Source organism: Pseudoduganella sp. UC29_71, from assembly GCF_042693265.1.
Lineage (GTDB): Bacteria > Pseudomonadota > Gammaproteobacteria > Burkholderiales > Burkholderiaceae_D > Rugamonas.
On sequence record NZ_CP170549.1, the window covers coordinates 4,429,830 to 4,448,899 of the forward strand.

The window sequence follows — 19,070 nt, forward strand, 5'->3', positions numbered from 1 at the left end:
TGGGACTGCGTTGGCCGCCCTGCCGCGCACCCTACACCATGCCGGCGCCTTAGCGCTGCATGGACTCCCACACCTTTTGCAAGCGCTTGGCCGAGACCGGCATGGGCGTGCGCAGTTCCTGCGCGAACAGCGACACGCGCAGCTCCTCCAGCATCCAGCGGAACTCCACCAGTTTCGGATCGGTGTTGCGGCCGGCGGTCTTGTCGCGCATCAGGCGCTGGTAAGGCGCTGCGGCGCTCTGCCACTCGGCCATCAGCTTGGCGTCGCGCGCGGGATCGGCGCGCAGCTTTTCCAGGCGCACGTTCATGGCCTTCAGGTAGCGCGGGAAATGCGCCAGCTGCGCGTAGTCGCTTTCCAGCAAAAAGCGCTTGTGCACCAGGCCTTGCAACTGCGCCTGCATGTCCGCCGCCACTTGCGCGTTGATGCCCTGCAGCCGCTTGGGCAGGCCGTGGAACTCGGTCAGCACCTGCGACAGCAGGCGCGCCACCTCGTTCACCAGCAGCACCAGGCGCGACTTGCCTTCATCCTTGCGCTTGGCGAAGGTGGCGGCATCGGTCGGCAACGGGTCCTGCAGGCAGGCGATGTCGAGCGCCTTGTTGATGATCTGGTCGCGCAGCTCCTCCTGCGTGCCCATGGACATGAACTGCATGCCCATCTGCTGCAGGTTGGGGATGCTCTTTTCCACGAACTTGATCTGGTCCTTCATCTGCAGCGCGAACAGGCGGCGCAGGCCGACACGGTGCGTGCGCGCCGCCACGGTGGGGTCGTCGAATACTTCCAGGTCGCAGTGCGTGCCCTTGTCCACCAGCGCGGGGAAGCCGATCAGCGTCAGCTTGCCCTGCACGATCTCCAGCAGCTCGGGCAGTTCGCCAAAGGTCCAGGCGGTGATGCCGGTGGTGGCCGACTGCACGGCCGGGGCACTGGCCGCAGCGTTCGCTGCGCCGGACTGCGCGCCGCCTTTGCCGCCCTTGCCGCCGGCGGCGCTCTGGCCTGCTCCCGGCGCCGCAGCTGAAACCGCACCGCGCGCGGCGTCCGCAGCGATGCCGCCGTGCGCGAGCTTGCCCGCGCCGGCCGCACCGGCCGCACGAGCGGCACCGCCCGCGGTGGCGGCGCCGGCTCCGAGCGCGCCGGCGCGCAGCTGCGTGCCGGCCGGCGTGGTGGCCTCGGCCATCTTCTGGAAGCTCTGGCGCGCCTGCATGCCGTATTCCGCCTGCAGCGTGGCCAGGTTGCGGCCCATGTCCAGCTGGCGGCCGTGCTCGTCGATCACCTTGAAATTCATGAAGTGGTGCGCAGGCAGCGTTTCCGGCTTGAAGTCCGTGGTCAGCACGCCGATGGTGATTTCCTTGCGGATGTCGGCAATGATGGCATCGATCAGGTCGCCCCGCCCGAAGGCGCCGGCGGCCTGCACGCGCTCGCAGAACTTGGCCGCGTAATCCGGCAGCGGCACGCAATGGCGGCGCAGCTTCTGCGGCAGGGACTTCAGCAGCAGGTGCACCTTCTCCTTCAGCATGCCCGGCACCAGCCACTCGCAGCGCTCGCGCGAGAGCTGGTTCAGCGCATACAGCGGCACCGCCAGCGTCACGCCGTCGCGCACGCTGCCCGGCTCGAAGTGATAGGTCAGCGCCATTTCCAGGCCGGCCGCCATCATCGTTTTCGGGAACAGGTCCGTGGTGACGCCAGCCGCCTCGTGGCGCATCAGCTCATCGCGGTTCAGGTACAGCAGCTTGGGTTCGGCGGCGGTGGCCTCCTTGTGCCACTTTTCGAAACCGGCGCCGTTCACCACGTCGGCCGGAATCAGCTTGTCGTAGAAGGCCGCGATCAGTTCATCGTCCACCAGCACGTCCAGGCGGCGCGACTTGTGTTCGAGGTTCTCGATTTCTTTCACCAGCTTGTGGTTGTGGGCGAAGAACGGCGCACGGGTATCGTAGTCGCCGCCCACCAGCGCGTCGCGGATGAAGATCTCGCGCGCTTCCACCGGGTTGAAGGCGCCGTAATTGATGCGGCGCTGGCTGTACACCACCAGGCCGTACAAGGTGGCACGCTCGGACGCGGTCACTTGCGCGCTGCGCTTTTCCCAGCGCGGCTCGCCCCACGATTTCTTCAGCAGGTGGCCGCCCACCTTCTCCAGCCACTCCGGCTCGATCTTGGCCACGCAGCGCGCGTACAGGCGCGTGGTCTCCACCAGCTCGGCCGCCATGATCCACTTGCCCGGCTTCTTCAGCAGGTTGGAGCCCGGCCAGATATGGAACTTGATGCCGCGCGCGCCGAGGAAACCGGCGCCCGGCTCGTCCTCGCCCTTGAAACCCACGTTGCCCAGCAAGCCGGTCAGCAGCGCCAGGTGCAGGTTCTCGTAGGTGGCGGGCGCCTCGTTCATGCGCCAGCCCTGCTCCTTGACGATGGTGAGCAGCTGCGAGTGCACGTCGCGCCATTCGCGCAGGCGCACCTGCGACAGGAAGTTGCTGCGGCAGTTTTCCTGCAGCTGGCGGTTGGTCTTCTTGTGCTCGATGGCGTTCTCGAACCAGCGCCAGATCTTGATGTAGCTGAGGAATTCGGACTTCTCGTCGGCGAACTTCTTGTGCGCCTCATCTGCCGCCTGCTGGTGCTCCACGGGGCGGTCGCGCGGGTCCTGCACCGACAGCGCGGACGCCACGATCAGCACTTCGGTCAGCGAGGCGTTGTCGTGCGCGGCCAGTATCATGCGGCCCACGCGCGGGTCCAGCGGCAGCTTGGCCAGCTTGCGGCCCAGGGGCGTGAGCTGGTTGTATTCATCGACCGCGCCCAGTTCCTGCAGCAGCTGGTAGCCGTCCGCGATCGCGCGCGCCAGCGGCGGCTCGATGAAGGGGAAGGTTTCCACGTCCGCCAGGTGCAGGGACTTCATGCGCAGGATGACGGCGGCCAGCGAGGAACGCAGGATCTCGGGATCGGTGAATTTCGGGCGCTGCAGGAAGTCCTGCTCGTCGTACAGGCGGATGCAGACGCCGTCGGCCACGCGGCCGCAGCGGCCGGCGCGCTGGTTGGCGGCCGATTGGGCGATCGGCTCGACCTGCAGCTGCTCCACCTTGTTGCGGTAGCTGTAGCGCTTCACGCGCGCCAGGCCGGCGTCCACCACGTAGCGGATGCCGGGCACGGTCAGCGAAGTCTCGGCCACGTTGGTGGCCAGCACGATGCGGCGCGCGTTGGAGGTGCGGAACACGCGCTCCTGCTCCTCCACCGACAGGCGGGCGAACAGCGGCAGGATCTCCACGTGCGGCGGATGGTGCTTGCGCAGTGCTTCGGCGGCGTCGCGGATCTCGCGCTCGCCGGGCAGGAACACCAGCACGTCGCCGGAACCGATGCGGCACACTTCGTCCACGCCGTCGATCACCGCGTCCATCAGGTCGCGCTTTTCACGCGCGGCGGCGGCCTTGCCCTGCTGCGGAGAAGGATTGGCGGCGTTGGCGCCGCCCATGGGCACCTGGTCGCGCTCCACCGGGCGATAGCGCACTTCCACCGCGTACAGGCGGCCGGACACTTCAATCACCGGCGCCGGCTTCTCCGGCGTGCCGAAGTGGCGCGAGAAGCGGTCGGCGTCGATGGTGGCCGAGGTGATGATGACCTTCAGGTCCGGGCGGCGCGGCAGCAGCTGCTTCAGGTAGCCAAGCAGGAAGTCGATGTTCAGGCTGCGTTCATGGGCTTCGTCGATGATGATCGTGTCGTAGCCCTTGAGCAGCGGGTCGGTCTGCGTTTCGGCCAGCAGGATACCGTCGGTCATCAGCTTGACCGAGGCGCCGCGCATCAGCGTGTCGGCGAAACGCACCTTGAAGCCCACGTTCTCGCCCAGCGGCGTGCCCAGCTCCTGCGCGATGCGCTTGGCGGTGGACGAAGCGGCGATACGGCGCGGCTGCGTGTGGCCGATGATGCCGTTGCGGCCGCGTCCCAGTTCCAGGCAGATCTTGGGCAGCTGGGTGGTCTTGCCCGAGCCGGTTTCGCCGGATACGATGATGACCTGATGCTTCATCAGCGCCTCGGCGATTTCGGCGCGGCGGCCGGAGACCGGCAGGTCTTCAGGGAAGGTGATCGGCGGGATCGGATTGCGGAACGCCGCCTCGGCCTGGCGCGCAGCGATTTCCTCCGGCGTCAGGCGCGGACCACGGCCGGCGCGCTCTCCGTCCGCACGCGGCGGACGTGCCTCGCCGCCGGTACGCGGCGCGCGCGGCGCGCCTTCCGGGCGGGGCTGACGCACAACGGCGCCTTCGCGCGGTGCGCGTGCTGCACCTTCCGCGCGGGGCCGGCGCGCGTCGCCGCCCTCCCTCGGTGCGCGTCCCTCGCCGGCCTGCGCGGGGCGCGGCTGGCCGGGCGTCGCACCCGTCGGGGCGGCGGAAACGGCGGCGGGAGCGTTGCTTGGCTGCTGCGGGGGGGAAACTGGTGACTTCTTGCTGGCTTCTGACATGTTTTTTACTAGTATTTGGCGCGAAAACCGCGCACCGAATTATAATGCGGCAAATGGAAAACCCTACCCAATTCGTCCAATGGCTGCGCTCCGTCGCGCCCTACGTCCACGCTTTCCGCGGCAAGACCTTCGTGGTCGCCTTCCCCGGCGAACTCGTATCGGCTGGCGCCCTGCCGGTGCTGGCCCATGATCTGTCGCTGCTGCAGGCACTCGACATCAACGTGACCGTGGTCTACGGCTCGCGCCCGCAGGTGGCCGAACAGCTCGCGCTGCGCAACGTGGAAGGCCGCTTCCACAACGGCGTGCGCATTACCGACACCGCCGCCATGGAATGCGCCAAGGAAGCGGCCGGCGAGCTGCGCCTGGATATCGAGGCCGCGTTCAGCCAGGGTTTGCCCAACACGCCGATGTCCAACGCCGCCATCCGCATCATTTCCGGCAACTTCATCACCGCCCGCCCGCTGGGCGTAATCGACGGCGTGGACCTGGAACTGACCGGCATCACGCGCAAGGTGGACGCCGAAACCATCCACTCCATCCTCGGCTCGGACGGCCTGGTGCTGCTGTCGCCGCTGGGCTTCTCGCCCACCGGGGAAACCTTCAACCTGACCATGGAAGACGTGGCCTGCAGCGCCGCCATCGCCCTGCACGCCGACAAGCTGATCTTCATCACCGAAACCGAGATGATGACCGACGCGGCCGGCGTGGAAATCCGCGAGCTGTCCTCGCACCAGGCCGAAGCCGTGCTGCAAGCCGGCTTCCTGCCCGACGCCACCGCATTCTACTTGAAGCACTGCGTCAAGGCCTGCAACAACGGCGTGGACCGTTCCCACATCGTGCCCTTCGCCATGGACGGCTCGGCGCTGCTGGAACTGTTCACCCACGATGGCGTGGGCACCATGATCTCGCACGAGAACCTGGAATCGCTGCGCCAGGCCACAATTGAGGACGTGGGCGGCATTATCAAGCTGATCGAACCGCTGGAAGCGGACGGCACGCTGGTCAAGCGCGGCCGCGAGCTGATCGAACGCGAAATCGACCTGTTCTCCGTCATCGAGCACGACGGCGTGATCTTCGGCTGCGCCGCGCTGTACCCGTTCCCGGAACAGAAAATGGCCGAAATGGCATGCCTGACCGTCAACCCCGACGTGCAAGCCCAGGGCGACGGCGAGCGCATCCTCAAGCACATGGAAAACCGCGCCCGCGCGCTGGGCCTGAACAAACTGTTCGTGCTGACCACCCGCACCGCGCACTGGTTCATCAAGCGCGGCTTCGTGCCGGCCACGGTGGACGCCCTGCCGAAGGACCGCCAGCGCATGTATAACTGGCAGCGCAAATCCCAGGTTCTGGTTAAGACCTTATAATCACGCTTTCACCACCGCATTTAGGAGCACCAAAGATGGCCCGCACCGTCCACTGCATCAAACTGAACAAGGAAGCCGAAGGCCTGGACTTCCCGCCGTACCCGGGTGAACTGGGCAAGAAGATTTATCAGTCGGTATCGAAAGAAGCCTGGGCCGCCTGGCTCAAGCACCAGACCATGCTGGTCAACGAGAACCGCCTGAACCTGGCCGACCAGCGCGCGCGCAAATACCTGGCCACGCAAATGGAAAAGCACTTCTTCGGCGAAGGCGCCGATGCTGCGGCCGGCTACGTGCCGCCAGCGGAATAAGTTGCCGTTCTGACCAAAAAGGCGCCGTCGGCGCCTTTTTTATTGTTGCTGCCGCCTGTTGGCGTTTTCCTCCTGCACTTGCCTCAGCAAGGTGGCTGTCGCCTCGAGCTGCCGGCGCACCTCCATTTGCTGCGCCGTCATGTTCTGGCCGGATTCGAAGGCGGCCAGCATATTGGACAGCACGGTGGCGTTGAACGTGGCCACACCAAGCACGATGCTCAGCACCGACGCCATCGCCGTGACGATGAAGGTAATCTTCATGGACCGGAAGCCGGCACGGATCTCGGCCATTTTCTCGCCCAGCAGATTCATATGTGAAGTCAGATCATCCTTGAACGCCTGCGCGCGGATATCGCTGGCGGCGGCCATGGCATGGATGGACTCCACAGCGCGCGCATGCTCGGCGTCGCGCCGCGCCCACTCCTGCGCTTGCCGGGCCGTCAAAGCGGCATGCTCGGCCTTTTGCTGAGCAACCCGCTCGGCATGCTCGACTTTCTGCTGAGCAGCCCACTCCGCATGTTCGGCTTGCCGTTGCGCGGCCGCAGCGGCATGCTCGGCTTGCTGTTGCGCAGCCGCAGCGGCATGCTCGGCTTGCTGTTTCGCCAGCGCAGCAACATGTTCCGCTTTTTGCCGCTCAGTCTGCTCGGCAAGCTGTGTGGCAAGCTGCGCGGCGTTGGCGGCGTGTTCGGCCTGTTGTTGAGCCAGCGCTGCAACATGTTCGGCTTTTTGCCGTTCAGTCTGCTCGGCAAGCCGGACAGCATTTGCGGCGTGTTCGGCTTGCTGTTTCGCCAGCGCTGCAGCATGCTCGGCTTGTAGTTTCGCCAGCGCGGCAGCATGCTCGGCCTTTTGCCCTTCAGTCTGCCCCGCAAGCTGGGCGACGAGGGCGGCGTGTTCGGCCTGCTGGCGCGCGAGCATGGCGGCATGCTCGGCTTGCTGGTGCGCCTTGGCCAGCGTCACCCTCGCTTCCAGTTCCGCTTGCGCCCTGGCATTCTCCGCCAGCACTTTCTCCAGGTCGGCACGCATCTTCTCCAGCTCGACCTGTGCCTTGGCGTGCTCGGCCTGCACCTTGGCGTGCTCGGCCTGCACCCTGGCCAGTTCGGCTTGCTGGTAGGCGCGCTCGTCGGCGGACCGCTTCTCCAGACGCTGCCACGCTTCCGCGTTGTCGTCGGCGGACCGCTTTTCCAGACGCTGCCACGCTTCCGCGTTGATATGCTCGATGCGCGCCGTTTCGGCGGCGTGCCGCGCCGCCGCGCGCTCCTCGTACAACTCGATGTGCGCAAGTATCCGCTCGACGTTGGCGTTGACCTCGGCAACGCGCGCGTCGAGACGGCTTTGAGCAGACTCCAGCTTCGCTTCCATTTCTTCTCGAGAAACGTCGGCCATCATGCCTCCCGCGTCAGGCTCCCAGTATAAATCTGGCGATGCCCGCGCGGCCTAGACATGGATCATACAACTAGCGCAAAGCTTTGCACTGCCGCAGCTCGCACTTGGCCAGGTAGGCGGTGCCGTTGCTGCACATCATGCGGTACACCTCGACCGGGCCGGGCTCGGACATCAGCCCGGCGCCGGGGCCGCCGTTGCTCTCGCAGCCGGCCAAGCGCGCCATGCGCTCCACCGTGGCTGAGGAGACGCCGGCCCGGAAGGCCACCTTCTCGATTTCCACGCCATCCACCATCACGCGCTTGCTGCCGTCGCTGGCCAGCGCCGATACCGCCGGCTTGCGCGCCGATGCCGCGCGGCGCGCCGCTTCGGCTTCCTGGTCCTTGTTTTGATTGAACGGCAAGTACGAACAGGCACTCAATATCACCACGGACAGCAACAGCAGGCGTTTCATAGATGTCCTGGCAAGGATTAGTAGGTCAGCGTGCGCACGCCGTCCGGCGTGCCCAGCAGGCAGACGTCGGCGCCGCGCGCGGCGAACAGGCCGACGGCGATCACGCCCACGATCTGGTTGATCTGCGCTTCCAGCCCTTTCGGGTCGGTGATCGATAGGCCGGCCACGTCCAGGATGTTGCCGCCGTTGTCAGTGACGAAGGCTTCCCCGGTACCCGGCTTCAGGCGCAGCTTGGGCTGGCCGCCCAGCGCGGCCAGCCGGCGCGACACGGCGTTGCGCGCCATCGGCAGCACTTCCACCGGCAGCGGGAACTCGCCCATCACGTCCACCAGCTTGGAGCCGTCGGCGATGCAGACGAATTTCTTCGACACGGAGGCGACGATCTTCTCGCGCGTCAGCGCCGCGCCGCCGCCCTTGATCATGGCGCCCTGCTCGGTGATCTCGTCGGCGCCGTCGATGTAGACGGCGATTTCGGCCACGTCGTTCAGGTCCAGCACCGGAATGCCGTGGCCGGCCAGGCGCGCGGCGGTCGCTTCGGACGAGGCCACGGTGCCCTTGATCTGGTGCTTGATCTTGGCCAGCTCATCGATGAAGAAATTGGCGGTCGAGCCGGTACCGACGCCGATGATGTCGCCTTCCACGTAGGCGATGGCGGCGCGGGCTACTGCTTGTTTCAGTTCGTCTTGGGTCATGATAAAAAAATAAGTGGGAAAAATCGGATTGCCGCTATTTTAGCGGATCGCACCGCTATCACTCGCAGAACGCCACCCGGTATGCGAAAATGGTCTCCCAGACAATAGCCCGCCAGGATCGCTCATGGAGCCCGTCAAACAGATACTGATCGTCGATGACAGCCGCGTATCGCGCCTGATGGCGCGCCAATATATCCTCAGCCTGCATGCCGACTGGGTGGTCGAAGAAGCCGCCTCGGGCGAGGAGGCGCTGGAGAAGATCGCGTCCTTCACGCCGGCCCTGGTCCTGATCGACGTCAACATGCCCGGCATGGGCGGCCTGGCCGCCGCCGAGCAGCTGCGCCAGCGCCTGCCGCAGGCCCACATCTCGCTGCTGACCGCCAACGTGCAGACCGCCACGCGCAGCCGCGCGGCCGAGATCGGCGTCGGTTTCATGGAAAAACCCGTTACCGAGGCACGCATCGCCCAGCTGGTCGCACCGCTGGAGGCATGAACATGCCCTTCGCCCTGACCGAGCTGGAACACGACGCGCTGGTGGAAATCTTCAACATCGGCGTCGGCCAGGCTGCCGCCGCCATGAGCGGCATCGTCAACGAGGCCGTGACGATGTCGGTGCCCTCGATCAGCTTCCTGAACCGGGCCGACGCCGCCGCCCTGCTGGGCCACCGCGACGAGCAGCGCCAGCGCATCTGCGGCGTGAGCCAGCACTACGCGGGCGCGTTCACCACCGAAGCCATCCTCATGTTCCCCGAGGATAAAAGCCTGGAAATCGTGCGCCTGATGGTGGGCGAGCTGGTGCCGCTGTCCGAGCTGACCGAAATGGAACAGGAGGCCATGAGCGAGATCGGCAACATCATCCTGAACTCCTGCATCGGCACCCTGGCCAACATCTTCGAGCAGGAGCTGCAAGGCTCGCTGCCGGTGTACCACGTGGGCACCAGCGAAGACATCCTGAGCGCCTCGGGCAGCGCGGCCAATTCGGTGGTGATGATGCTGCACATCGACTTCATCCTGGAAATGCACCAAATCCACGGCTATGTCGCTTTCATCCTGGACGTATCGGCGCTGCAGGACTTGAAGGAGCAGATCAATCTCTACCTGCGCCGCGTGATGGGCGAAAACTGACCATGGGACTGGAAGCGAACCGCCTCAGCCTGCTGGAAAGCGTGCTGGGCGCGATCCACGTCGGCGCCATCGTGCTGGACGGCGCGGGCCGCATCGTGCTGTGGAACCGCTGGATGGAGCAGTATTCGGCCATGCCGGCCGGCGAGGTGCTGTGCCGCGAGTTCTACGCGCTGTTCCCCGAAATGCGCAGCCAGCGCATCGGCATGGCGATCCAGCAGGCGCTGGCCAGCAACTTCCCCTCGCTGCTGTCGCAGACGCTGAACAAGTCGCCCTTCCCGCTGCACGCCGACCGCGCCGCGGCGCTGCGTGGCGAGCGGCTGCAACAGGCCATCGCGGTCACGCCGGTGCAAGTGGCGGGCGCCGAGCGCCACTGCCTGATCCAGATCACCGACGTGAGTATCGCCGCCAACCGCGAAAAGGTATTGCGCGAACAAGCCATGGTGCTGCGCTCGCAGACCTTCTCCGACGGCCTGACCGGCGTAGCCAACCGCCGCCACTTCGACGTGGCCATCGACAAGGAGCAGCGGCGCGCCAAGCGCAACGGCGGCACCCTGTCGCTGCTGATGATAGACATCGACTGCTTCAAGGCCTACAACGACCACTACGGCCACCAGCAAGGCGACCAGTGCCTGATCCAGGTCTCGGCCGCGCTGGGGTCCATGCTGCACCGCTCGACCGACCTGCTGGCACGCTACGGCGGCGAGGAGTTCGCCATCATCCTGCCGGACACGGATGCCGAACAGGCGTCGCTAATGGCGGAAGGCTTGCGCCAACGGGTGCAGGCGCTGGACCTTGAGCACCGCTACGCGGCCGACGGCAACCGCCAGGTCACGGTCAGCGTGGGTATGGCCACGCACAGCCCCCAGCACCCGTTCGACGTTCCTGCCCTGATCGGCGCGGCCGACCGCGCCCTCTACACCGCCAAGCGCACCGGCCGCAACCGCGTGGCCGCACATGCGGCGTAGGGCGGGTTAGCCGAAGGCGTAACCCGCCACCTCAACGATGAAAATCAGCGCAGTGCGCTGGCGGCCTTGGCCAGGGCGGTGATACCGGCCCAGTCGCCCGCTTGCATCAAGTCTTTCGGCGTCAGCCAGGAGCCGCCCACGCAAGCCACGTTCTTCAGTTTCAGGAACTGCGGCGCGGTGTCGATCGAGATGCCGCCGGTGGGGCAGAAGGTGATGTCGCCCAGCGGCCCGGCCAGCGCGTTCAGCATGCCCACGCCGCCGGCCGGCACGGCCGGGAACAGCTTGAGTTGCTGGAAGCCCTGCTCGCGCGCGGCCATCACTTCGGATGGCGTCATCACGCCCGGCAGCAGCGGCAGGCCGCTGCTCTTGGCGGCGGCGATCAGCGCCGGCGTCAGGCCCGGCGACACGCCGAACACGGCGCCCGCGTCGCGCGCGGCGGCGAATTCTTCCGGCTGCGTCAGGGTGCCGACGCCGACGATGGCGCCTTCCACCGCCGACATGGCCTTGATCGCGCCCAGGCCGTGCTTGGTGCGCAGGGTCACTTCCAGCACGCGGATGCCGCCCGCCACCAGCGCCTTGGCCAGCGGCACGGCGTGCTCGGGATCGTCGATCGCAATCACGGGGATCACGGCGGAGGTGCGCATAATGTCCAGCAGGGTCATGGTCAGTCCTTCTTCATCGAGAAATCTTCATCGGAGCCGGGCACGGTGTTGCCCACGGTGTGCCCGTCGTGCAGGGAAACGGTGGTGGGGATAGGCGACGGCAGCGAGAACGTGGTGGCGCCCTTCTCGGCTTCGCACACGCTGTTGCGGAACATGGCGAACAGCTCGCGGCCCATGCCCACGCCGTTCGGCGACAGGTCGGCCGTGGCCAGCGAGCGCGCATGCCATACTTCGCTCGGCACCAGCGCTTCCAGCGTGCCGGTGAACGCGTCCACGCGGATGATGTCGCCGTCGCGCACCAGGCCGAGCGGGCCACCGGCCAGGATCTCGGGCGACACGTGGATGGCCGCCGGCACCTTGCCGGACGCACCCGACATGCGGCCGTCCGTCACCAGCGCCACCTTGCGGCCGGCGTCCTGCAGGTTGGCCAGCGCCGGGGTCAGCGCGTGCAGTTCCGGCATGCCGTTGGCGCGCGGCCCCTGGAAGCGCAGCACGGCCACGAAGTCGCGGTCCAACTTGCCGGCCTTGTAGTCGGCCATGAATTCTTCCTGCGAATTGAACACCAGCGCCGGCGCTTCCACCGTGCGGTGTTCCTCCTTCACGGCCGACACCTTCATCACGGCGCGGCCCAGGTTGCCTTGCACCAGCACCATGCCGCCGTCCGGCGAGAACGGGTTGGTGTGCTTGCGCAGCACTTTCTCGTCGCCCGATTCGGCCACGGCGGCTTTCCACACCACGCCGGGTTTGTCGTCACCCTTGGTCTCGTCCAGGAACGGCTCGGTGCAGTGCGCGCGCAGGCCCTTGCCCAGGATGGTGGTCACGTCGTCGTGCAGCAGGCCCGCGTCCAGCAGCTCGCGGATCACGAAGCCGGTGCCGCCGGCGGCGTGGAAGTGGTTCACGTCGGCGTCGCCGTTCGGGTAGATGCGCGTGAGCAGCGGCACCACGTTGGACAGCTCGTCGAAGTCGTTCCAGTCGATCACGATGCCGGCCGCCTTGGCGATGGCCACCAGGTGCAGCGTGTGGTTGGTGGAGCCGCCGGTGGCCAGCAGGCCCACCACGGCGTTGACGATGCATTTCTCGTCCACGATGCGGCCCACCGGCAGATACTCGCCCTGCTCGGTGATCTGCGCGGCGCGCTGGGCGGCGGCGGCGGTCAGCGCATCGCGCAGCGGCGTGTTCGGCGTGATGAAGGCGGCGCCCGGCAGGTGCAGGCCCATCACTTCCATCAGCATCTGGTTGCTGTTGGCGGTGCCGTAGAAGGTGCAGGTGCCGGCGCCGTGGTAGGACTGGGATTCGCCTTCCAGCAGTTCGTCGCGGGTGGCCTTGCCTTGCGCGTAGCGCTGGCGGATGGACGCCTTTTCCTTGTTGGACAGGCCGGTGGTCATCGGGCCGGCCGGCACGAACACCGCAGGCAGGTGGCCGAAGTGCAGCGCGCCGATCAGCAGGCCCGGCACGATCTTGTCGCACACGCCCAGGTAGACGGCGGCGTCGAACATATTGTGCGACAGCGCGATGCCGGTCGACATGGCGATGGCGTCGCGCGAGAACAGCGACAGCTCCATGCCGGGCTGGCCCTGGGTCACGCCGTCGCACATGGCGGGCACGCCGCCGGCGAACTGCGCCACCGCGCCGGCCTTGCGCACGGCATCCTTGATGATGGCCGGGAAGCCTTCGAAAGGCTGGTGCGCCGACAGCATGTCGTTATAGGCCGAGACGATGGCCACACTGGGCTTCTTCAGCTCCTTCAGCGCCAGCTTGTCGTTGGCCGGGAAGGCGGCGAATCCGTGCGCCAGGTTGGTACAGGCCAGCACGCCGCGCTGCGGGCCTTTCACGCGCGCCGCCTCCAGGTGGGCCAGGTAAGCGCCGCGCGAAGGCCGGGAGCGCTGAATAATCCGTGCAGTTACGGTTTCAAGTACAGGATGCACCGCCATGATCGTTCCTTATGAAGTAATTGCCTGAAATTTTACTACAAAATCAGCAAAGCGCACGCCCTTTCTTCTCCAAACGCGCGGTCCCGGGCCCGCCGCGATGGCGGCAGATCCCCATCCGCAGCCCGTCCTTTTGAACATTTGTAGTGAATTTACCTGTTTTTACTGTATTATGGACAATATCCCAGCAACCCAGAGCCGACCATTATGCGCCAGCCCGCCCTCACCACGACCGCCGCCTACCAGGCCCTCGCCGCCCACCACATCGACATCCAGGACAAGACGCTGCGCCAGCTGTTCGCTGCCGATCCCAAACGCTTCGACAGCATGTCGCTGGACGCCGCCGGCCTGTACCTCGACTATTCGAAGAACCGCCTGACCGCCGACACCATCGCCCTGCTGGCCAACCTGGCCCGCACGCGCGGCGTGGAGCAGCGCCGCGACGCCATGTTTGCCGGTGAAAAAATCAATACTACCGAAGGGCGCGCCGTGCTGCATACGGCGCTGCGTATGCCGCGCGGCAAGGCTTTGAGCGTGGCCGGCCAGGACGTGGCGGCCGACGTGCACGCGGTCCTGGACCGCATCCGCGTGTTCACCGACAAGGTGCGCAACGGCTCCTGGCTGGGCCACAACGGCAAGGCCATCACCGACATCGTCAACATCGGCATCGGCGGCTCGGATCTGGGCCCGAAAATGGCCTGCCTGGCGCTGCGCTCCTATTCGCACCCGCGCCTGAAGATGCACTTCGTGTCCAACGTGGATGGCCACGACATGGAAGCCACTCTGGCCCAGGTGAACCCGGACAGCACGCTGTTCATCGTCGCCTCCAAGACCTTCACCACCGCCGAGACCATGCTCAACGCGCAAACCGCGCGCAACTGGTTCCTGCGGCACGGCACCGAAGCGGCACTGGCCAAGCATTTCGTGGCCGTATCCACCAACACGCAGGCCGTCACCGCCTTCGGCATCGACGCCGACAATATGTTCCCGTTCTGGGACTGGGTCGGCGGCCGCTACTCCGTGTGGTCGGCCATCGGCCTGCCGGTGGCGCTGGCCGTCGGCTTCGGCTACTTCAGCGACTTCCTGGCCGGCGCGCACGAACTGGACGAGCACTTCCGCACCGCGCCGCTGGAGCAGAACCTGCCGGTGCTGCTGGCACTGATCGGCTTCTGGAACCGCCAGTTCCTCGGCTGCGCCTCGCTGTCCATCGCGCCCTACCACCAGGACCTGAACCGCTTCCCGGCCTACCTGCAGCAGCTCGACATGGAAAGCAACGGCAAGCGCGTCACGCGCAACGGCGCGGCGGTCGACACGCCAACCTGCCCGGTCGTGTGGGGCGAGTGCGGCACCAACGCGCAGCACGCCTACTTCCAGCTGCTGCACCAGGGCACCGACATCGTGCCGATGGACTTCATCGCCGCGCTGCGCCCGACGCATGACCTGCCGGACCACCACGACGCGCTGCTGGCCAATTGCTTCGCCCAGTCCGAAGCCTTCATGACCGGCAAGACCGAAGACGAAGTGCGCGCCGAACTGAAAGCGCAAGGCATGCGCCCCGAGCAGATCGACGAACTGGCGCCGCACAAGACCTTCCCCGGCAACCGCCCGTCCAACACCATCCTGGTCGACGTGCTGAGCCCCGCCGCGCTGGGCGCGTTGATTGCGCTGTACGAGCACAAGACCTTTGTGCAAGGCGTGCTGTGGGACGTGAACAGCTTCGACCAGTGGGGCGTGGAACTGGGCAAGGTGCTGGCCAAGAACATCCAGTCCGAGCTCACCGGCGAGCCGCAGCCGGCGCGCCACGACAGCTCCACCAACGGCCTGATCGCGCTGGCCAAGGCCGCGCAGAACCTGCGTTGACGCCATGAGCTACCACGTAGAAGCATTCAGCACCGGCACCATGCTGGTCGGCGAAAGCCCGCTCTGGCACCACGGCGAGCAGACCCTGTACTGGGTGGACATCGAAGGCTTCGCCATCCACAGCCAGAAGCCGGCCACCGGCGAACACCGCAAGTGGCCCATGGCCAGCGAGCCTTCCGCGCTGGCCATCCACGCCGGCGGCGGCCTGGCGGTCGCCACGCGCGCCGGCTTCATGCACCTGGACACCGAAGACGGCACGCTGACCGCCATCGCGCCCGCCCCCTACGACACCGCCACCACCCGCTTCAACGACGGCAAGGTGGACGCGGCCGGCCGCTTCTGGGTCGGCACCATCTACGAGCCGCGCGACAAGCAGGCCGCCGAAATGTTCGTGCTGGAGCGCGGCGCCGTGCGCACCGCCTGGTCGGGCGGCATGACCAACTCCAACGGCGTGGGCTTCAGCCCGGACGGCCGCGCCATGTACCACGCCGACACCGCCGCGCACCGCGTCACGCGCTACGACTACGACCTGTCGACGGGCACGCCGTCCAACCCGCGTGTGCTGCACCAGTTCTCGGCCGACAAGGCCAACAACTACGGCGGCCGTCCCGACGGCGCGGCAGTGGACAGCGAAGGCAACTACTGGGTAGCGATGTTCGAAGGCGGCCGCATCGCCAAGCTCTCCCCGGCCGGCGAACTGCTGGACGAAATCCCGCTGCCGGTGCGCTGCCCCACCATGGTGGCCTTCGGCGGCGCCGACCTGAAAACGCTCTACATCACCAGCGCCAGCAAGCGCCCGGCCGAAGAACTGGCCCAGCACCCGCTCAGCGGCCACGTGCTGCAAGTGCGGATGGCAGTCCCCGGCCTCCCCGCCCCAGCCTACAGCGGGTAAAACGGGGGAGATGGGAAGCCGTAGGGCGGGTTAGCGCAGCGTAACCCGCCAAACCGCCGCAATGTAGTAAATTTTCTTGATTTATCGTTTTTTGTGTAGTAAATTTTCACAACCTGCAGCACAACTTTTGCGATCACACAAATATTATGGCTCTTTCCGATTTTGACCTGGTTCTGTTTGGCGGCAGCGGCGACCTGTCGATGCGTAAACTTCTGCCCGCGATGTACTCCCGCGACGTCTGCGGCGACCTGCCACCTACCGCCCGCATCATCTGCGTCGGCCGCCAGGAATCGACCCAGGAAGAGTTCATCAACGTGGTCAACACCACGTCCAAGCCGCTGATCAAATCGCCGGAAGTGACGCCGGAAGCGTGGTCCCGCTTCACCGCCCGCATCGTCTACGTGTCGCTGAACGCCACCGACGCCGGCACCTACGGCGGCCTGGTGGCGTCGCTGCGCGAAGATCCCGCCGTCACCCGCGTGTACTACCTGGCCACGCCGCCCGCCATCTTCTCGCAGATCTGCGACAACCTGAAGGACAACGGCCTGGTCACCAAGAACTCGCGCGTGGTGCTGGAAAAGCCGCTCGGCCGCGACCTCGCTTCGGCCAAGCAGATCAACGCCGAAGTGGGCCAGGTGTTCGAGGAATCGCAGATCTACCGCATCGACCACTACCTGGGCAAGGAGACCGTGCAGAACCTGCTGGCCCTGCGCTTCGGCAACATCCTGTTCGAGCCGCTGTGGCGCCGCGAATGGATTTCGGACGTGCAGATCACCATCGCCGAAAAGCTCGGCGTGGGCAACCGCATCGGCTACTACGACACCTCCGGCGCGCTGCGCGACATGCTGCAGAACCACCTGCTGCAGCTGCTGTGCATCGTGGCCATGGAGCCGCCGACCTCGATCGCGCCGGACGCCGTGCGCGACGAGAAGCTGCAGGTGCTGCGCTCGCTGAAGAAGTTCACCCCCGCCACGCTGGCGCAGAACATCGTGCGCGGCCAGTACCGCGCCGGCCATGTGGACGGCCAGCCCGTGCCGGGCTACCGCGACGAACCGGATGCGCCGCAGAAGTCGCGCACCGAGACCTTCGTGGCCATGAAGGCGGAAATCGACACCTGGCGCTGGGCCGGCGTGCCGTTCTACCTGCGCACCGGCAAGCGCATGGCCGATTCGCTGGCCGAGATCGTGGTGCGCTTCAAGCAGATTCCGCACTCCATCTTCAACCAGCCGACCAACAGCTTCCAGCCCAACTGCCTGGTGATCCGCCTGCAGCCGGACGAAGGCCTGCGCATGAATCTGATGGCGAAAACGCCGGGCGAAGGCATGCGCTTGAAACCGGCCGAGCTGGAGCTGGACTTCCGCGAAACCTTCAAGACGCCCCGCATGGATGCCTACGAGCGCCTGCTGCTGGACGTGTTGCGCGGCCAGCTGACGCTGTTCATGCGCGGCGACGAACTGGAAGCGGCATGGGAATGGGTGGAACCCATCCTGAACCACTGGGAGCAGGACGAAAGCGCACCGACGCCGTACGCCTCCGGCACCTGGGGGCCCGCCGCCGCCAGCGCGCTGATAGGCCGCGACGGCCTGCAGTGGCGCGAAGAAGCGCTGCCAGAAGACTAATAATGACAGCGCAAGGAGTCTGGCCATGCATGGCCAGACCGTTCCGCAGGCGCGGTGCAATGCACCGCGAAACCCCCTGCCGCACCTCTGCCCGAAGACTAAGGAAGACCAAGCCGTGCTACTCGATTCCATCCGCACCCAGCTCGACTCGCTCTCCAAATCGGAGCGCAAGGTCGCGCTGGCGGTGCTGGACCATCCGGACCTGATCGTCGACCAGAACATCACCGCGCTGGCGCGCGCCGCGCAGGTGTCCGAGCCGACCGTGGTGCGCTTTTGCCGCACGCTGGGCTACGACGGCTGGCACGAGTTCAAGCTGAAGCTGGCGCAGGGCCTGGCCCTGGCCCTGCCCGGCCTGAACGAGCAGCCGGCCCAGGATGACCTGGCGGCGGACCTGGTCAACAAGATCTGCAGCCGCTCCATCAACACCCTGCTGGACCTGCGCAACAACCTGAAACCGGAAGCGATCCAGCAAGCGCTCGACATCCTCAAGCGCGCCAACAAGATCGAGTTCTACGGCCAGGGCACCTCCGGCATCGTGGCGGCGGACGCGCAGCACAAATTCTTCCGCTCCGGCGTGCCCACCGTGGCCTACGCCGACCCGTCCATCCACAGCATCGCCGCCGCCCTGCTGCGCACCGGCGACGCGCTGGTGGCCATTTCGCAGCGCGGCAACAGCCCGGCGCTGGTGCGCTCGGTGAAGCTGGCGCGGCGCGGCGGCGCGGACGTGATCGTGCTGGCGCCGTCCGGCACGCCGCTGGCCGAGCTGGCCACGGTGCTGATCCCGATCGACCTGATCTTCAACATCGATCCCTACACGCCGATCTCGGCGCGCCTGGCCTACCTGGTGGTGATCGACGTGCTGGCCGTGGGCCTGGCCCTGCAGCGCGGCCCGGAGTTCCGCAAGAAGATGCAAAACGCGCAAAAAGCGCTGCAGGAATTCGACCTGCAATTCGACTCCTTCATCGGCTGACCGGCAAAGCGCCGCGCCGGCGGCGCACTCAGCCGCCGCCTATGCCTTCGGTAATTTTTCCACTGCCGCCACATTCGGGGCAAGGATTGCCGTTGGCCAACGTCCCTTTGCCCTGGCATGCGGGACAAACGTCTTCGCCCGTGCCCGGCGTGCCCGGCGCGGCTTCGTCGCCGGGATTGAGGTCCGGGTCGCCGCTGTGCGTGCTCGTCATAGCCGCCTCCCTATGTTCGTGACTGGATAAGACAGCGTAGCGCCGCAGCGGCGCGGCATCTGCGCGCCAGCTCACAGAAGCGGATCGCGGGGCTCGGGTGTTTTTAACAAAATTGCTCCTATGACTGTCGGTTTTCCTTACAGCGGCCGCCGACGCAATTTCCCTTTGAGAACTTAACTTGCTGTTTATTAATGCAAATTAAATTCTGGCA

Annotated in this window: 16 protein-coding genes; 9 read left to right on the forward strand and 7 right to left on the reverse strand. The window is 66.3% G+C overall.

Annotated elements, in window-relative coordinates; translation table 11 throughout:
- Positions 1 to 49 precede the first annotated feature (49 nt).
- Positions 50 to 4,429 (reverse strand): ATP-dependent RNA helicase HrpA, encoded by a 4,380-nt coding sequence (hrpA, locus tag ACFJI2_RS19640; protein WP_377701511.1) that lies wholly within the window; start codon positions 4,427 to 4,429, stop codon positions 50 to 52.
- Between the two features lie 53 nt (positions 4,430 to 4,482).
- Here hrpA and argA point away from each other — a divergent pair, with 53 nt between their 5' ends.
- Complete coding sequence (argA, locus tag ACFJI2_RS19645) at positions 4,483 to 5,793, forward strand: amino-acid N-acetyltransferase (protein WP_107872607.1); 1,311 nt, start codon at positions 4,483 to 4,485, stop codon at positions 5,791 to 5,793.
- Positions 5,794 to 5,828: 35 nt separating this feature from the next.
- Positions 5,829 to 6,101, forward strand: a complete 273-nt coding sequence (locus ACFJI2_RS19650; RefSeq protein ID WP_229432286.1) for an oxidative damage protection protein — start codon at positions 5,829 to 5,831, stop codon at positions 6,099 to 6,101.
- Positions 6,102 to 6,140: 39 nt separating this feature from the next.
- On the opposite strand, the gene ACFJI2_RS19655 is transcribed toward ACFJI2_RS19650, so the two are convergent.
- The 3 genes from ACFJI2_RS19655 to rpiA form a co-directional block, all read right to left on the reverse strand.
- Positions 6,141 to 7,487, reverse strand: a complete 1,347-nt coding sequence (locus ACFJI2_RS19655) for a hypothetical protein (protein ID WP_377701512.1) — start codon at positions 7,485 to 7,487, stop codon at positions 6,141 to 6,143.
- A gap of 67 nt (positions 7,488 to 7,554) precedes the next feature.
- Entirely contained in the window at positions 7,555 to 7,935 is a 381-nt protein-coding gene (locus tag ACFJI2_RS19660) for a hypothetical protein (protein ID WP_377701513.1), read from the reverse strand.
- Positions 7,936 to 7,952: 17 nt separating this feature from the next.
- A complete protein-coding gene (gene rpiA, locus ACFJI2_RS19665) occupies positions 7,953 to 8,627 on the reverse strand; it encodes a ribose-5-phosphate isomerase RpiA (RefSeq protein WP_377701514.1) in 675 nt (224 codons plus the stop codon).
- Between the two features lie 124 nt (positions 8,628 to 8,751).
- Here rpiA and ACFJI2_RS19670 point away from each other — a divergent pair, with 124 nt between their 5' ends.
- From ACFJI2_RS19670 to ACFJI2_RS19680, 3 genes are read left to right on the forward strand one after another with little or no spacing between them, the layout of a single operon-like run.
- Positions 8,752 to 9,120: a response regulator gene (locus tag ACFJI2_RS19670; RefSeq protein ID WP_107872621.1), complete on the forward strand. Its 369-nt coding sequence runs from the start codon at positions 8,752 to 8,754 to the stop codon at positions 9,118 to 9,120.
- Positions 9,117 to 9,752 (forward strand): chemotaxis protein CheC, encoded by a 636-nt coding sequence (locus ACFJI2_RS19675; protein WP_377701515.1) that lies wholly within the window; start codon positions 9,117 to 9,119, stop codon positions 9,750 to 9,752. Before ACFJI2_RS19670 ends, ACFJI2_RS19675 begins: the two co-directional genes overlap by 4 nt.
- Before the next feature lie 2 nt (positions 9,753 to 9,754).
- Positions 9,755 to 10,717 carry a diguanylate cyclase domain-containing protein gene (locus tag ACFJI2_RS19680; RefSeq protein ID WP_377701516.1) on the forward strand — a complete coding sequence of 321 codons (963 nt, stop codon included), beginning with the start codon at positions 9,755 to 9,757 and terminating at the stop codon, positions 10,715 to 10,717.
- 44 nt (positions 10,718 to 10,761) lie between these two features.
- On the opposite strand, the gene eda is transcribed toward ACFJI2_RS19680, so the two are convergent.
- Both eda and edd read right to left on the reverse strand, forming a co-directional pair.
- Positions 10,762 to 11,379 carry a bifunctional 4-hydroxy-2-oxoglutarate aldolase/2-dehydro-3-deoxy-phosphogluconate aldolase gene (gene eda, locus ACFJI2_RS19685; RefSeq protein WP_181259920.1) on the reverse strand — a complete coding sequence of 206 codons (618 nt, stop codon included), beginning with the start codon at positions 11,377 to 11,379 and terminating at the stop codon, positions 10,762 to 10,764.
- A 2-nt stretch (positions 11,380 to 11,381) separates the two neighbouring features.
- Positions 11,382 to 13,310, reverse strand: a complete 1,929-nt coding sequence (edd, locus tag ACFJI2_RS19690; protein WP_377701517.1) for a phosphogluconate dehydratase — start codon at positions 13,308 to 13,310, stop codon at positions 11,382 to 11,384.
- Positions 13,311 to 13,514: 204 nt separating this feature from the next.
- On the opposite strand from edd, the gene pgi reads away from it, so the two are divergent.
- From pgi to ACFJI2_RS19710, 4 genes are all read left to right on the forward strand, one after another.
- Entirely contained in the window at positions 13,515 to 15,167 is a 1,653-nt protein-coding gene (gene pgi, locus ACFJI2_RS19695) for a glucose-6-phosphate isomerase (RefSeq protein ID WP_377701518.1), read from the forward strand.
- Between the two features lie 4 nt (positions 15,168 to 15,171).
- Positions 15,172 to 16,059: an SMP-30/gluconolactonase/LRE family protein gene (locus ACFJI2_RS19700; protein WP_377701519.1), complete on the forward strand. Its 888-nt coding sequence runs from the start codon at positions 15,172 to 15,174 to the stop codon at positions 16,057 to 16,059.
- A 146-nt stretch (positions 16,060 to 16,205) separates the two neighbouring features.
- On the forward strand, positions 16,206 to 17,678 hold the full coding sequence (gene zwf / locus ACFJI2_RS19705) for a glucose-6-phosphate dehydrogenase (RefSeq protein WP_377701520.1): 1,473 nt from the start codon (positions 16,206 to 16,208) through the stop codon (positions 17,676 to 17,678).
- A 115-nt stretch (positions 17,679 to 17,793) separates the two neighbouring features.
- Complete coding sequence (locus ACFJI2_RS19710; RefSeq protein ID WP_056394058.1) at positions 17,794 to 18,648, forward strand: SIS domain-containing protein; 855 nt, start codon at positions 17,794 to 17,796, stop codon at positions 18,646 to 18,648.
- Between the two features lie 28 nt (positions 18,649 to 18,676).
- On the opposite strand, the gene ACFJI2_RS19715 is transcribed toward ACFJI2_RS19710, so the two are convergent.
- Complete coding sequence (locus ACFJI2_RS19715; RefSeq protein WP_377701521.1) at positions 18,677 to 18,859, reverse strand: hypothetical protein; 183 nt, start codon at positions 18,857 to 18,859, stop codon at positions 18,677 to 18,679.
- Positions 18,860 to 19,070 lie beyond the last annotated feature (211 nt).

Excerpts from the sequence above, each read along its gene's own strand:
- hrpA (WP_377701511.1), bottom strand. The coding sequence starts at position 4,429 with ATGTCAGAAGCCAGCAAGAAGTCACCAGTTTCCCCCCCGCAGCAGCCA.
- argA (WP_107872607.1), top strand. The coding sequence starts at position 4,483 with ATGGAAAACCCTACCCAATTCGTCCAATGGCTGCGCTCCGTCGCGCCC.
- ACFJI2_RS19650 (WP_229432286.1), top strand. The coding sequence starts at position 5,829 with ATGGCCCGCACCGTCCACTGCATCAAACTGAACAAGGAAGCCGAAGGC.
- ACFJI2_RS19655 (WP_377701512.1), bottom strand. The coding sequence starts at position 7,487 with ATGATGGCCGACGTTTCTCGAGAAGAAATGGAAGCGAAGCTGGAGTCT.
- ACFJI2_RS19660 (WP_377701513.1), bottom strand. The coding sequence starts at position 7,935 with ATGAAACGCCTGCTGTTGCTGTCCGTGGTGATATTGAGTGCCTGTTCG.
- rpiA (WP_377701514.1), bottom strand. The coding sequence starts at position 8,627 with ATGACCCAAGACGAACTGAAACAAGCAGTAGCCCGCGCCGCCATCGCC.
- ACFJI2_RS19670 (WP_107872621.1), top strand. The coding sequence starts at position 8,752 with ATGGAGCCCGTCAAACAGATACTGATCGTCGATGACAGCCGCGTATCG.
- ACFJI2_RS19675 (WP_377701515.1), top strand. The coding sequence starts at position 9,117 with ATGAACATGCCCTTCGCCCTGACCGAGCTGGAACACGACGCGCTGGTG.
- ACFJI2_RS19680 (WP_377701516.1), top strand. The coding sequence starts at position 9,755 with ATGGGACTGGAAGCGAACCGCCTCAGCCTGCTGGAAAGCGTGCTGGGC.
- eda (WP_181259920.1), bottom strand. The coding sequence starts at position 11,379 with ATGACCCTGCTGGACATTATGCGCACCTCCGCCGTGATCCCCGTGATT.
- edd (WP_377701517.1), bottom strand. The coding sequence starts at position 13,310 with ATGGCGGTGCATCCTGTACTTGAAACCGTAACTGCACGGATTATTCAG.
- pgi (WP_377701518.1), top strand. The coding sequence starts at position 13,515 with ATGCGCCAGCCCGCCCTCACCACGACCGCCGCCTACCAGGCCCTCGCC.
- ACFJI2_RS19700 (WP_377701519.1), top strand. The coding sequence starts at position 15,172 with ATGAGCTACCACGTAGAAGCATTCAGCACCGGCACCATGCTGGTCGGC.
- zwf (WP_377701520.1), top strand. The coding sequence starts at position 16,206 with ATGGCTCTTTCCGATTTTGACCTGGTTCTGTTTGGCGGCAGCGGCGAC.
- ACFJI2_RS19715 (WP_377701521.1), bottom strand. The coding sequence starts at position 18,859 with ATGACGAGCACGCACAGCGGCGACCCGGACCTCAATCCCGGCGACGAA.